The sequence below is a fragment of the Spiroplasma endosymbiont of Clivina fossor genome (assembly GCF_964031115.1).
Taxonomy (GTDB): domain Bacteria; phylum Bacillota_I; class Bacilli_A; order Mycoplasmatales; family Nriv7; genus Nriv7.
On record NZ_OZ035006.1, the window covers coordinates 97,884 to 111,955 of the forward strand.

General features: G+C 25.7%; 19 protein-coding genes, 1 tRNA gene and 1 pseudogene. 16 read left to right on the top strand and 5 right to left on the bottom strand.

The genetic code is table 4. The features are described from left to right. Positions 1-78 precede the first annotated feature (78 nt). The 3 genes from AAHM82_RS00665 (at position 79) to AAHM82_RS00675 (ending at position 2,247) form a co-directional block, all read left to right on the top strand. Positions 79-471: a transposase family protein gene (locus AAHM82_RS00665; protein WP_342263426.1), complete on the top strand. Its 393-nt coding sequence runs from the start codon at positions 79-81 to the stop codon at positions 469-471. Positions 472-476: 5 nt separating this feature from the next. Next, positions 477-896 carry a transposase family protein gene (locus tag AAHM82_RS00670; protein ID WP_342264846.1) on the top strand — a complete coding sequence of 140 codons (420 nt, stop codon included), beginning with the start codon at positions 477-479 and terminating at the stop codon, positions 894-896. A 970-nt stretch (positions 897-1,866) separates the two neighbouring features. Then, positions 1,867-2,247 carry a hypothetical protein gene (locus AAHM82_RS00675; RefSeq protein WP_342264223.1) on the top strand — a complete coding sequence of 127 codons (381 nt, stop codon included), beginning with the start codon at positions 1,867-1,869 and terminating at the stop codon, positions 2,245-2,247. Here the strand turns inward: AAHM82_RS00675 and AAHM82_RS00680 are convergent, their stop codons facing one another. Continuing rightward, entirely contained in the window at positions 2,248-3,399 is a 1,152-nt protein-coding gene (locus tag AAHM82_RS00680; RefSeq protein ID WP_425288989.1) for an IS256 family transposase, read from the bottom strand. Here AAHM82_RS00680 and AAHM82_RS12480 point away from each other — a divergent pair. Together AAHM82_RS12480 and AAHM82_RS12485 are read left to right on the top strand one after the other, a co-directional pair. After that, complete coding sequence (locus tag AAHM82_RS12480; RefSeq protein ID WP_342263396.1) at positions 3,376-3,816, top strand: transposase family protein; 441 nt, start codon at positions 3,376-3,378, stop codon at positions 3,814-3,816. The genes AAHM82_RS00680 and AAHM82_RS12480 overlap by 24 nt on opposite strands. Further along, a complete protein-coding gene (locus tag AAHM82_RS12485) occupies positions 3,813-4,205 on the top strand; it encodes a transposase family protein (RefSeq protein WP_342264845.1) in 393 nt (130 codons plus the stop codon). The genes AAHM82_RS12480 and AAHM82_RS12485 overlap by 4 nt, the downstream gene beginning before the upstream one ends. A 172-nt stretch (positions 4,206-4,377) precedes the next feature. Here the strand turns inward: AAHM82_RS12485 and AAHM82_RS12490 are convergent. Further along, positions 4,378-4,563: pseudogene (locus AAHM82_RS12490) on the bottom strand (hypothetical protein); the annotation flags it as partial. A 717-nt stretch (positions 4,564-5,280) separates the two neighbouring features. Next, positions 5,281-5,355, bottom strand: a tRNA-Trp gene (locus AAHM82_RS00690). Between the two features lie 735 nt (positions 5,356-6,090). On the opposite strand from AAHM82_RS00690, the gene AAHM82_RS12495 reads away from it, so the two are divergent. From AAHM82_RS12495 to AAHM82_RS00740, 11 genes are all read left to right on the top strand, one after another. Continuing rightward, the gene (locus AAHM82_RS12495; RefSeq protein ID WP_342263396.1) at positions 6,091-6,531 is read left to right on the top strand and encodes a transposase family protein; all 441 of its coding nucleotides are present in this window, start codon (positions 6,091-6,093) and stop codon (positions 6,529-6,531) included. Then, a complete protein-coding gene (locus tag AAHM82_RS12500; RefSeq protein WP_342264845.1) occupies positions 6,528-6,920 on the top strand; it encodes a transposase family protein in 393 nt (130 codons plus the stop codon). The genes AAHM82_RS12495 and AAHM82_RS12500 overlap by 4 nt, the downstream gene beginning before the upstream one ends. 223 nt (positions 6,921-7,143) lie before the next feature. Then, positions 7,144-7,521 carry a hypothetical protein gene (locus tag AAHM82_RS00700; RefSeq protein ID WP_342264225.1) on the top strand — a complete coding sequence of 126 codons (378 nt, stop codon included), beginning with the start codon at positions 7,144-7,146 and terminating at the stop codon, positions 7,519-7,521. 24 nt (positions 7,522-7,545) lie between these two features. After that, positions 7,546-7,770, top strand: a complete 225-nt coding sequence (locus AAHM82_RS00705) for a hypothetical protein (RefSeq protein WP_342223644.1) — start codon at positions 7,546-7,548, stop codon at positions 7,768-7,770. 3 nt (positions 7,771-7,773) lie between these two features. Further along, entirely contained in the window at positions 7,774-8,019 is a 246-nt protein-coding gene (locus AAHM82_RS00710) for a hypothetical protein (protein ID WP_342264226.1), read from the top strand. 87 nt (positions 8,020-8,106) lie between these two features. After that, positions 8,107-8,487, top strand: coding sequence for a hypothetical protein (locus tag AAHM82_RS00715; protein ID WP_342264227.1), 381 nt, complete (start codon positions 8,107-8,109; stop codon positions 8,485-8,487). A 40-nt stretch (positions 8,488-8,527) separates the two neighbouring features. After that, entirely contained in the window at positions 8,528-8,893 is a 366-nt protein-coding gene (locus AAHM82_RS00720; protein WP_342264228.1) for a hypothetical protein, read from the top strand. A gap of 83 nt (positions 8,894-8,976) precedes the next feature. Further along, the gene (locus tag AAHM82_RS00725) at positions 8,977-9,483 is read left to right on the top strand and encodes a hypothetical protein (RefSeq protein ID WP_342264229.1); all 507 of its coding nucleotides are present in this window, start codon (positions 8,977-8,979) and stop codon (positions 9,481-9,483) included. 3 nt (positions 9,484-9,486) lie between these two features. Further along, positions 9,487-10,221 carry a hypothetical protein gene (locus tag AAHM82_RS00730; protein ID WP_342264230.1) on the top strand — a complete coding sequence of 245 codons (735 nt, stop codon included), beginning with the start codon at positions 9,487-9,489 and terminating at the stop codon, positions 10,219-10,221. Further along, positions 10,212-10,388, top strand: a complete 177-nt coding sequence (locus tag AAHM82_RS00735; protein WP_342264231.1) for a hypothetical protein — start codon at positions 10,212-10,214, stop codon at positions 10,386-10,388. Before AAHM82_RS00730 ends, AAHM82_RS00735 begins: the two co-directional genes overlap by 10 nt. 78 nt (positions 10,389-10,466) lie before the next feature. Beyond that, positions 10,467-11,147, top strand: coding sequence for a hypothetical protein (locus AAHM82_RS00740; RefSeq protein ID WP_342264232.1), 681 nt, complete (start codon positions 10,467-10,469; stop codon positions 11,145-11,147). On the opposite strand, the gene AAHM82_RS00745 is transcribed toward AAHM82_RS00740, so the two are convergent. Then, positions 11,144-12,364, bottom strand: coding sequence for an IS256 family transposase (locus AAHM82_RS00745; protein ID WP_342264233.1), 1,221 nt, complete (start codon positions 12,362-12,364; stop codon positions 11,144-11,146). The genes AAHM82_RS00740 and AAHM82_RS00745 overlap by 4 nt on opposite strands. Positions 12,365-12,919: 555 nt before the next feature. Continuing rightward, positions 12,920-13,879: an IS1/IS1595 family N-terminal zinc-binding domain-containing protein gene (locus AAHM82_RS00750; protein WP_342264234.1), complete on the bottom strand. Its 960-nt coding sequence runs from the start codon at positions 13,877-13,879 to the stop codon at positions 12,920-12,922. Positions 13,880-14,072 lie beyond the last annotated feature (193 nt).

Here is a 14,072-nt window from a genome sequence, read left to right on the forward strand (position 1 = left end):
TTTTAATTAATAGACTTGGTACATAACCTTTAATTTTATCTACTATTTTGATAATATTATTTCCTAGGTGAAATACAAATGTTAGATAAATACAAAGACGAAAACGAATTTTATAGTTTAATAGGCATAAAATATAAAACTTTCATGAAAATGGTAGAAATTTTAAAAGAAGGTGAAGCTAAACAAAAACAAATTGGTGGTAGACCAAATAAATTATCAATAGAGCAAAGATTACTTATGACTTTAGAATACTGAAAAGAATATAGTACATATCGTATTATTGCAAAAAAATATAATATTAGTCATGTTAGTTGTATTCGTAATATCTTTTGAGTTGAAAATACTCTAATAAAAAATAGTCACTTTCATATACCTGGCAAAAAGATATTATTAGAAAATAAGGGTACTACTAATAATTTATTAGCAATTGATGCTACAGAAATTCCAATTGAAAGAATTAAAAAAAACTAAAATTATTATTTTCTGGTAAGAAAAGGCAACATTCATTAAAATCGCAAATAATTATTGATTTATTTAACAATAAAATTATTTCAGTAGATTTTTGTTATGGCAGTACTCATGATTATAAGTTATTTTTAAAATCAAATACACTTATAAATCCAAAATTAGAATTAATTGCCGATTCAGGATATCAAGGTTTGCAAAATGTTCATAAAAATACATTATTGCCAATTAAAAAGAGTAAAAATAATCCTTTAAATCCAGATAAAAAGGAATATAATAGCTTTTTAAGTAAAGTTAGAATTGTCATTGAACATGTTTTTGCTAGATTAAAAAGATTTAAAATACTAGTTTATCGTTATCGCAATAAGATTAGAAGATTTGGATTACGATTTAACTTAATTTCAGGAATATATAATTTTGAATTAAGCTAGTTATAGTTATGTACCAAGTCTAATAAATAAATACGAGCTCATTTATTTATTACAAGAAATATAAGGATAAATTAACACTTATTATTTTTAGTTATGCCTTGTATTTTTTTGTGCCTTGATAATAATAAACTAAGTTAATTAGTAAACGAAGTTTACTAACAAATTTTTTTAAACATAAATGTTTAAAAAAATAAATATTTAGCTTAGTTAAAAGACTAAGTAACTAAGTTAGTTAACTTAGTTTTTTAAACACTTATATATCGCAGATTTAAGTGTTTAACAAGCTTTGTTATTAAATTTTGTTTTTTTAATTAGATAAAGATTTTAATAATTTTAAACTTAGCATACCCCTATATAGAAATTTCTACACTTTAATGTCCGCATCCTACCCTTGGAACTAATTTAATAGCGTGTATATTTTTAGGAAATCCACCCATTCATTTTTTTATTGCAAAACGAAACAAATTGCTATAGCTAATAGAGTGTTATCTATTAACTGGTAAACTTCTTTTGGTTATGGCGACCACCCACAATTTATCGTGCTTTAATACATACCAACATTATTAACTCACTTGTATTTAATTTTCAAAGAACAAATTTTTAACATCTTATAAAATAAAAAGACAATCATTGCTGACTGTCTTAATACTTATTCAAATCTTTTCCCACCTAACAAAACTTTACGCGTCCTTTAAATTTATGTAATCAATTTTATTTAAAATCAATAACTTTAAATAAATTAGTAAAAAAGCATTTTCATGGTACACGAAATACATTTTATCAATGAGCTAATAAAATTCTTAGTGCTTATCAAAATGATGATTTTAATAGTTTAATTTTTAAATATACAAAACCTAACAAAATTAGTTATCAATATGATTTAAATTTTCGTGAAAAAGTATGTGATTTATATTTTGATTATAGAAATATTCAAGCTGGTGGAATGTGGTCTTTATTTAACAATTTAAAAATGGGTTTTCATGATATTGAAAATTCAAAAATTCCGAAAAATATCAAAACTTTTTATCGTTGAATTAAATCTGACCCTCGTTGAAAAGAATTAAAACAGAAAATCAAACAAACAAAACGCCAGTTTAAGCGTTATGAAGTATCCGATATTGGTCTTTTACAAATGGATGCCAAAATTATTACCACATCAAATTTTCCAGTTGATAAAAAATATTACATTTATGATTTCATTGACGAAATAACACGGATAGTATTTGGCTATGTTTATGATAGTTTAGGAACTAATAACGCGATTAACGCCGTGCAAAGAACAATGAAAGATTTTAGTGAACTTGGCATAATATATCATTGGGACTGTACAATTAACTGTGTCTCTAAGTAATTAACTTAAATTCACTCTGTCCTCAAATTTTATCATTAAATGTGAAATTGCACTACCCCAATTTTGAATTGGCATCGTTCATTTCTTAACCATATTTTGAAATGCTAAATAAAATATTTTAAAAACTGATGCGTCATTAGGAAAAATCTTTTTATTCTTAATGACTTTTCTTAATTGACTATTAACAGATTCAATCGCATTAGTTGTGTAAATAATTCTTCTAAATTCCTGAGGATATTCAAGAAAAATTATTAAATTATTTCAGTTATTTTTTCATGATTTAGTAATTTGTGGATACTTTTTATTTCATTTTTCTGAAAAATGATCTAAAGCAATTAACGCTATTTCTTCATTAATTGCTGTATAAATTGATTTTAAATCATTAGCTACAAGTTTGCGATCTTTGTAAGGAACAAATTTTAAACTATTGCGAATTTGATGAACAATGCATAATTGATGCTGTGTTTTTGGGAAAACAGCTTCTATTGCATCAGACATCCCAGTTAAATTATCACTACAAGCAACAAGAATATCTTGTAACCCACGATTTTTCATTTCCGTAAGATTATTAAGTCAAAATTTGGCTCCCTCATTCTCACTAATTCACATTCCTAAAATATCTTTTAAACCATCTAAATTAATTCCTAAGGCAAGATAAACTGCTTTATTTATTATTCGTTTATCTTGCTTTACTTTAACAACAATACAATCAAAATAAACAATCGGATAAATCTTCTCTAAAGGTTTAGTTTGTCACATTTTAACTTCTTCAATAACATCATCAGTTATTTGACTAATTAAACTTTCTGAAATTTCTGCTCCGTGATAGAATTCTTGCAATTGTGCTTTGATATCAGAAATTGTCATTCCTCTTGCATATAAAGAAATTACTTTTTGATCAAAGTTATCAAATCTTCTTTGTCTTTTCGGAATAATTACTGGTTCAAAAGTACTATTTCGATCTCTTGGTACATCAATTGCGATTGAACCATTTTTAGTAATAATGGTTTTTTGTGTGTTGCCATTTCTTTTATTATGATTCTCATCAGTTTCAAGATAATAGACTTCTTGCAAAATTAATTTAAAATATAATTGAATTGTTGTTTTTAATAAAAAGGTGGAATTTAAATGAAATTTAAAAAAAATAATCAAATAAGTGATAAAAATTTTTTAAGATTAACTGGTATTAAACATACTACTTTTAATAAAATGCTAGAAATTTTAAAAATAGAAGAATTAAAAAAGAGATTTCGTCGCGGAAGAACCAATAAATTATCATTAGAAAATCGTATTTTAATGACTTTAGAATATTGAAGAGAATATAGAACTTATTTTCATATTGCAAAAAGTTATGATATTAGTGAAAGTAGTTGTTATAGAAATATCAAATGAATTGAAGACACTTTAATAAAACACCCTAATTTTCAACAACTTACTGGTCAAAAATCACTATTAAAAGATTATTTCAAAGATAAGACTGTTATAATTGATGTAACTGAAAGCCAAATCCAACGCCCAAAAAAAGACAAAAACAGCACTACTCAGGAAAAAAGAAAAAACACACAATAAAAACACAAGTTATAATTGAAAAAGATAGTAAAAAAATTATTAGTTCTGATTTTTCTTATGGTAAAAACCATGACTTTAAAATTTTAAAAGATTCAAAAATTAAATTTTTACCAGAAACAACTGTTTTAGTGGATTTAGGTTATCAAGGCATACAAAAAATTAATCATAATGTTTTAATTCCTAAAAGAAAATCAAAGAAAAACCCTTTAAATAAAGAAGAAAAGCAAAATAATGAGCGAATTTCAAAAATGAGAATTGTTATTGAAAATGTTTTTGCTATACTTAAAAAATTTAAAATTATTAGTGAAAAATATCGAAATCGTAGAAAAAGATTTGCTTTAAGATTTAATTTAATAGCTTCAATTTATAATTTACAACTATTAGTTTAAATATATTTGATAATTTAAAATTTCAGTCTTTTTTTATTGTAAATAATAATTTTTATTATGTTTTAATGACAAAATATTTGTAAAAATAATCTAAAAATTATTTTAATAACACTTTTATATTTATTTTAAATTTAAAAATTATAATTATCATATTAATTTTGCAAGAAGTCTAATCTTTAATTTCCGTATTTAACATTCGTTCAGTTAATTTTTTGGTAAATTCCTGAAAAATAGTATTGCCTTTAAATAAATCTTGTGGATTATCAATATTTTCTAAAAAATAATCAACAACTTTATCAATTGCGTCAGGTTCTTTTTTTATTTTTTTGTCATTTTCTGTTCTCCTTCTTTTAAGTATAATTCAGAATGAATTATCGAGACACAGAATTTTGGACAGGCTCTAATCATTAAACGCCTTCGCACTGATAATGCTCCTGAATTCACTACTACTAATTGAAGTAATAAAAAAGCATACAAAGTAAAAGAAAGACCTTTTACGGCCTTTCTTTCAAGAAATGGGGTTATCCATGAAACCACTCCAATTCGTTCGCCACAAAGTAACGGTAAAATCGAGCGGTTTCATCAACATTATACTAAATTATTTTATGTTAAGGATAAAAAACTAAATCAAAACGAACTACAACATTTCTTAAATTAATATTATTACTATTACAACTTCCAACGCTGTCATTCAGCATTACAAAATAAATCGCCATTTCAAAAATTACAAGAATTAATAAATTAATTTCCCCTTTTTTAAGATTTTTCTTGATTGTGCAAAACATCTGTGGTATATTACAAAATTCCTGAAAAATAGTATTGCCTTTAAATAAATCTTGTGGATTATCAATATTTTCTAAAAAATAATCAACAACTTTATCAATTGCATCAGGTTCTTTTTTTATTTTTTTTTGTCATTTTCTGTTCTCCTTCGTTTAAGTATAATTCAGAATGAATTATCGAGACACAGAATTTTGGACAGGCCCGATAATTATAATTTTTAATACTAATTATTTATAATAATTATAAATTGGATAATATGCAATGTCAATCAAAATTAGCGTAATTTAATAATTGGCGAGGGTAGTAGGACTCGAACCCACAACATTTAGTTTTGGAGACTAACGTTCTACCATTGAACTATACCCTCAATTTTATATCCTAATTATAAAGGAGTTTTAGTTAATTTTTTAATTAATCTATTATTTTATTATTGAGTAATTAAAAATTACGCTAAGAATTATGTTCTTAGCGTAATGTGACAACATTATTTAAATATTAAGATTTAATGATATTTTTAAGACTTTTAATCTCGTTATTAATTTCACATTAATGAACTTTTCATAATCTTTTATTTTTGTCTTGATACTTTCATTATCAATTAATTCTTCTACTTCATAGGTAATGTTAAATCAAAAGTTTTTTTGATAGAAATAATGCTTTTGGTTAACATGGCCATCAGAAAAGAATTCCCCCCACCCCATGTAAGGTAACACAGACATTTTAGACCAGTAAGAATGTTCCTCTTAACAATAATTTTTTAAAGGAGGTAGGTATTTTAATTAATAAAATTAAACTAACTTTATTAATTTATTAACTTGTTCGAACAAAAACTAAATTCTATTTAAAAAGTTGTGTTGTAAATATGAGAACACTTTTTAGGTGTGCCAAAAAATGCTTTTTGGTAATTTCGAGCATTTCTCGTACCTAGTTAGCTAACATAACTTAGTTAATAACATAAGAGAGATAACATAGATTTCTTAGATGGTTAACTATGTTAGCTAACTAGGAAATTGCATATAAGGAAGGATATATATTAGACTTCTTGCAAAATTAATTTAAAATATAATTGAATTGTTGTTTTTAATAAAAAGGTGGAATTTAAATGAAATTTAAAAAAAATAATCAAATAAGTGATAAAAATTTTTTAAGATTAACTGGTATTAAACATACTACTTTTAATAAAATGCTAGAAATTTTAAAAATAGAAGAATTAAAAAAGAGATTTCGTCGCGGAAGAACCAATAAATTATCATTAGAAAATCGTATTTTAATGACTTTAGAATATTGAAGAGAATATAGAACTTATTTTCATATTGCAAAAAGTTATGATATTAGTGAAAGTAGTTGTTATAGAAATATCAAATGAATTGAAGACACTTTAATAAAACACCCTAATTTTCAACAACTTACTGGTCAAAAATCACTATTAAAAGATTATTTCAAAGATAAGACTGTTATAATTGATGTAACTGAAAGCCAAATCCAACGCCCAAAAAAAGACAAAAACAGCACTACTCAGGAAAAAAGAAAAAACACACAATAAAAACACAAGTTATAATTGAAAAAGATAGTAAAAAAATTATTAGTTCTGATTTTTCTTATGGTAAAAACCATGACTTTAAAATTTTAAAAGATTCAAAAATTAAATTTTTACCAGAAACAACTGTTTTAGTGGATTTAGGTTATCAAGGCATACAAAAAATTAATCATAATGTTTTAATTCCTAAAAGAAAATCAAAGAAAAACCCTTTAAATAAAGAAGAAAAGCAAAATAATGAGCGAATTTCAAAAATGAGAATTGTTATTGAAAATGTTTTTGCTATACTTAAAAAATTTAAAATTATTAGTGAAAAATATCGAAATCGTAGAAAAAGATTTGCTTTAAGATTTAATTTAATAGCTTCAATTTATAATTTACAACTATTAGTTTAAATATATTTGATAATTTAAAATTTCAGTCTTTTTTTATTGTAAATAATAATTTTTATTATGTTTTAATGACAAAATATTTGTAAAAATAATCTAAAAATTATTTTAATAACACTTTTATATTTATTTTAAATTTAAAAATTATAATTATCATATTAATTTTGCAAGAAGTCTATTATCTTTTTACAAAAACTAAAAAATTATTGATATGAGGAGTTAATAAATAATGACTAACTTAAAAAATTTATTTTTGAATAAAAAATATATTGTTGCTGAAACAACAAATGCGATTTTACTATCAATTCCCAATAGCGGTGGTGGTTCTTGAGTTCCTAGAAAACTAGTATACCCATCAATTAAATATGCAAATCAGATGGTGATCGGTATTTTTCCAGAAAATGATTATGAAGTTATTAAGTATGATGCCAACGGTGCACAAAAAATTACAACCATTAAGGGGCAAGAAATTATTAATTTGTATGAAGAAGTTAAAATTAAAAATCGACAAAAATTTTTAGAAAATATTAAAAAATCTGAAGCTGATAAAAATATTAATTTTAATTATATTATTCCCGAATGACTAAAAGAAACTGATTTAAATTAGTTATTAAATCTTGAACAGTACTAAATGGCTAAAAAATATTGTTATGTTATATATTCTTGCGAAACCAATGAGTTAGTCGGTGTTTATGATAGTGTTGCCGAAATTGTAGAACGCTATTATGGACTTTCGCGTAATAATCCTAATTTTAAAAGAAAAGTACACTCATTAGAAACTGTAATTTATTACAAGAAAAAAGCCATTCGTCCGCGGAAATGAATTATTTATAAAGAAATAATTGAGGAAGATTAATTAATGGAAAACAAACATTTTTATTGACTTAAAGCGTTACGCCAAAAATATTCTTATAAAGAAATAATTACAGCGTTAAAAGCAATTAATTGTCAATTAAAAGAAAAATCATTACAATGTGAGTTTAAAAGAATAGAAAATTATTGTAAGCGAAAAATTAAAAAAACTTATGATTATCAAAATTGCTGTGTGCCACAAGAAAAATGTACTCATTTTCTTTGCTGACAACACATAAGAAGAAAAATATAATATGTCTAAATCTTTATTGAGGCGTGGTTCACCGCTTCCGATTACTCAACGAAAAAATGTAGTTGTCATAAGGTAAGTATTTAGTTTATGAATTATATAATTGGTATTGACCCCGCAGGAATCGGTTCTACTGGTATTGTTCTTTGGAATTTTGAAAATTCATGCATTGAATTTAACGAAACAATAATTTCTGAAAGCGTTGAACAAGCAATTTTTAAAATTAAAAAATTATTTGATAATTTTAAAAGAATAGAAAATTTTAAGCCATTGTTTATTATTGAAAATTTTTTCTTAACTAAAGGTAGAACGATTACCAATCCTTTAGCAACCTCAGAACTTATTGGAGCAATAAGCAGTCTTTTAAGGTTTAAATATCATTGGCACTTTCTTAGACAAGAGCCTTCTAAAAAGAAAGGATTTTTTTACAAAGGAAACTTAAAACTTACCAAACACGAGCACGATGCGTAAAAGCATATTCAATACTTTTTGGGTAATGAGGTAAAACAAAATGTTAAAAGCACTAAAAACTAAAAAAGAAAATGAAGTAATTGACTATGTTAATTTTGTAAATTTGACAGTTATTTTAAAAGATATTCCCAAAATCACAGAATTTAAGCAAAAAATAGCTATTAGTAGTGATGTTGTTAAAGTTGTTAATGTTCAAGTTAGTTGGGCGGGTCTTAATTACACAACGCTCTCTATTTATGAAGAAAAGTTGCAAAAAGAATTCTTAAAATTAAAAGAACACGATATTATTTTAATTGAGGGAAAATTACACAATCGTTATTATCCAAATAAGACCACCCACAAAACATTTTTTAGCATTGAGGTTGAAAAATTTAAAAAAATTGGAAAAAAAAGAAAAAATAAATAGCTAAAAACTCAATAATTAGAAAAACTCATTAGATAATTAGAATATCAAATGAGTTTTTTATTTGAAAAAGGAGTACACACCAAATGAAAATTAGAGATAAAAAAATCGTCTTTATTGGTGAAGACGGACAACCCGAAAAAAATGCTGATGGAACTTTTAAGGTGAAAAATTTATATCGTGGCTTCACTGAGCAAAATGCCTATACTGCTAATTTTCAGGAAAAAGCAAAAAATCTGTTACAAAGAGAAACGGATGCACTAAAAAAACTTGCCGACAAAGAAAAAGAATATTTAACTTTTAAAAAAGAACAAGAAATTAATAAATTAATTCAAGATGCTAATATTGATAATCAATTTATTAATTTTGTGAAAAACTCAATTAATTTTGAAAACGATATTGAAGTAATTAAAAATGATATTAATAATTTTGTGGCCACGATGCCAAAAATTAAACACACATTAGACACAGGAGGCGTTCCAAATAAGGCTGATGATAAAAATACTAACCCTTCTAACTCAGAAGAAATAATTTTTTCATCAGATGCTTTAACCCCTCAGGAGTTAATGTTTAAAAGAAAGGAAGATAAATAATAAATGGCGTTTTTTATTAATGTTGACCAATTAAGAACATTGGTTTCAAGCAAATGAAGACCCGAATTTCCACGAACAGGAAGTTTAATTCACCAACTTTTTGCAAATGAAATAGCTTTTACCGAATTTGAATATGGTGAGAAAGTAGTTATTCCACTTGCAACGGACGGAGTTATTAATAGAACATGAGACCCAAATACTGGTTCCAAATCTAACTATGCAACGAGAAAAAAAATAGAAGCTACCTTGGACAAGGTAATTGATATTCAAGAACGCATAGGGCGTTTAGAGAGTAAAGCAGTAGGCCCCAAATTCATTGAAAGTAAGATTATTCGTCTTCGCCAACAAATGGCTGAAATTTATGACAAATACGATGCTGAACAATTAGTGGCTGGTGGCACAGCAATTGCAACCGCAAAACCGATTACTAAAAACACAATTCTTGAAGAAATGGCAAAAATGCGAATTGCTGTTGTAAATTCTGAAAATGAGTGGACAAGTGGCTTTTTGCTCGCGACAGCTGATGTAGTGACCGAAGCTACTTATGCGAAATTGGTAACCGCTTCTCCTGATGGCGTGCTCCTCGGTATGGTTAACGGAGTTGTCGGTGTTGTTAATGGTTGTATAACTATTGAAGTGCCTAAATCTCGCTTACCCGACCCGAGAATGTTAATATGATATGAGTTAATACTTTGGCATATGCGACATTTACAGGTATTGATTTGCCTATGGATGTAGGTATGTATACAAACGAAAACTATATGGGGCAAGTTTATATCGCTGAACGAGAATTTTTTACTGGTAAAGTTGCTGTAGCCAAAATGGTTCATTATCACAAATCAACACCAGACCCAGATAAATCAACACCAGTATCAGGTAGCGGACAAGGCCAAAAAGATGATTAAAAAGGAAATTAGGCTATAGCTAGGTAGCCTTTTTTAGATTATGCCCATCGGAGGAGAACTAATATAACTGCTTTGCAGTTGAGAGTTATTAAAACTACGCGGTTGCCTCAAAAACAAGAAAATGATTTTTTACTGGAATTATTAAAATTTGTTGGTGTGCAAGTCATTGGTATTTTATTAGCAAAATTTACTGCGGGTCTGTCGCTAAAATTTTCTCTAAGTGCTGGATTATCAAATTTAACATCCCAATTAATTGCTTCAAGTGTGCGTGTTGTAACTGATTTTACAATTAATCAAGTCTATGATATTTATAAAGAACAAAGTAATACAATAAGCACTTTACTTAATTTAACGCCAGCTATTGGTGAAATTAGTAAGATATCAAGAGCTTATAAAACAACAAAGTTTTTTAATCTAGCGAAAGAAAATAAAATTATTAATCACTTAGGAATAACAACGGCTAATAATTTAGAGCAGGTTATTTCGCAGGTTCATAATAAAAAAATTATTCTTGACAAATATAAAACTTGATTTGACTATACTAAAAAACCAACTAAAGAAACCATGCTTAATCATTTAGGATTTTTGGCACGAAAACAATTTGTTAAGAATTATAAAAGTTCAAATGTAACAACATTAGGTCAACTTTTGGAAATGGAAACATTACTAAGAAAAATTAATCCTAATCTTGTAACTAAAACAAGGATATTTAAAGAAAAAATGGGGACTGTACAATTAACTGTGTCTTTAAGTAATTAACTTAAATTCACTCTGTCCTCAAATTTTATCATTAAATGTGAAATTGCACTACCCCAATTTTGAATTGGCATCGTTCATTTCTTAACCATATTTTGAAATGCTAAATAAAATATTTTAAAAACTGATGCGTCATTAGGAAAAATCTTTTTATTCTTAATGACTTTTCTTAGTTGACTATTAACAGATTCAATCGCATTAGTTGTGTAAATAATCCTTCTAAATTCTTGAGGATATTCAAGAAAAATTATTAAATTATTTCAGTTATTTTTTCATGATTTAGTAATTTGTGGATACTTTTTATTTCATTTTTCAGAAAAATGATCTAAAGCAACTAGCGCTATTTCTTCATTAATTGCTGTATAAATTGATTTTAAATCATTAGCTACAAGTTTGCCATCTTTGTAAGGGACAAATTTTAAACTATTACGAATTTGATGAACAATGCATAATTGGTGCTGTGTTTTTGGGAACACAGCTTCTATTGCATCAGACATTCCAGTTAAATTATCGCTACAAGCAACAAGAATATCTTGTAAGCCACGATTTTTCATTTCCGTAAGATTATTAAGTCAAAATTTGGCGCCCTCATTCTCGCTAATTCACATTCCTAAAATATCTTTTAAACCATCTAAATTAATTCCTAAGGCAAGATAAACTGCTTTATTTATTATTCGTTTATCTTGCTTTACTTTAACAACAATACAATCAAAATAAACAATCGGATAAATCTTCTCTAAAGGTTTAGTTTGTCACATTTTAACTTCTTCAATAACATCATCAGTTATTTGACTAATTAAACTTTCTGAAATTTCTGCTCCGTGATAGAATTCTTGCAATTGTGCTTTGATATCAGAAATTGTCATTCCTCTTGCATATAAAGAAATTACTTTTTGATCAAAGTTATCAAATCTTCTTTGTCTTTTCGGAATAATTACTGGTTCAAAAGTACTATTTCGATCTCTTGGTACATCAATTGCGATTGAACCATTTTTAGTAATAATGGTTTTTTGTGTGTTGCCATTTCTTTTATTATGATTCTCATCAGTTTCAAGATAATCTTTAATTTCCGTATTTAACATTCGTTCAGTTAATTTTTTGGTAAATTCCTGAAAAATAGTATTGCCTTTAAATAAATCTTGTGGATTATCAATATTTTCTAAAAAATAATCAACAACTTTATCAATTGCGTCAGGTTCTTTTTTTATTTTTTTTGTCATTTTCTGTTCTCCTTCTTTTAAGTATAATTCAGAATGAATTATCGAGACACAGAATTTTGGACAGGCTCTACAAAACTCCATTTGAAACTTTAAATAAATTTATTATTGCAAAATAATTATTTAAAAAATAATAGAAACTCGTGAAAAATGTTTTAATTTGGTTAATTTTGAATTAAATATTTTTTATTGTGAATAAAATTAATTTTTTTTTAATAACACAAAATATGGTATTATTAAATCAATTAAGAGAAGCATAGTCTAATAACTGTGTGTGATTTACAGCTGCTACTTATACTTAGTAATTTTTTCATATTAATTAATTTCCTTTTCGTGAATTTTTACTAATTAATAAAATTTATCGAACAATCAACACTCTTCTCCAAAAATTAATCTGCAATTTCTTTACTTTGAAATTTAAGTATAATGCTTTCTTTCAAAAACTTCTATTAGAATTTTTTTAATTTTGTCGAAAACTCTTGATAAAATAAAAAAAATCATCAACTTGATAATTTTAAAAGGCTTTTATGTAAAATTACTATTTTTATTTTAACTTTTTTATACATTAAAATATAATACCGCTGTTTGTTGGTTTGGAGTTAAACCCTTATGTTGGTATTTTCATTTTCAGAGATTTAAATAATTTTGAATATTAGTAAAACCTAAACCATGATAATGAATTAAGGCTTCTTTAAGACTAGATTGTAATTTACTGATTTTATTTAAGTTACGATAACTAGCTTCAGGATTAGTTGTTGTTTTAGTTACACATAAAGTAGAATTTGTTTGTTTTGCTACTAAAAAATATAATTTTTGCATATCAGAAGTAATAATTGAATTTTCGTTAATTAATTCTTTGTTCATATTTTCAATAACTCATTGTTTTTGTAAACGTTTGGTGTTTGTGGATTTAACATAAATATTGTTATTATTATCAATTGCCATTTGAATACAGCATTTAGTATTAGTTGCGAATGGGTCAAGGCGAATTCTTCGTGGATCAGTTTTATATTTGAAATTTCCTTTATGGATTTCTTTAATGAATGTTTCATCGATTTGGATTTTACCAGATAATTTTTTAAATTTTAATTGGGTATTTTCTAATTGTTTTGATTTCATTAATTTTTGACGATTATATCAAGCAGTTTTTAATGTAGTTTTAATAAAACGAGAAATTGTTTTACTAGATTGCCCCAGCAATGAAATTTGAATCAATAAATTTCATTGTTCATAATTTAAATGACTTCAATAAATAAAATGATTACGAAAAGCGTCAAAACTTGCACGGCAATTTTTACATAAATATTTTTGTTTTCCTTCTGAATTATGTCCATTTTTAACGCAATGGTAAGATTCACATTTAGGGCATTTAATACCTTGCGCTCTAAATTTTTGATCAATTTCATTTAAACGTTTTTGTTTTTTTATTAATTCTGCTTGTTGTTTGACTTTTTCATAAAATTCTAAAAATTGATCATCTGTTAAAGTATTTACTAGTTCTTGAATTATTTTTTCCATAATTATTATCCACCTCTATCATATTAAAATATACCTAAAATTAAGTATATTCAATAAATATCAAGAGTTTTCGACAAAATTAAAATAGAATTTTAATTATTTATAAAAATTTTAAATAAAAAAATAAATTCGACCCCTTTTAAAAAAACTGCTTGTGCTTGTCATAAGTCTGTGGTATATTACAAAATTTTTA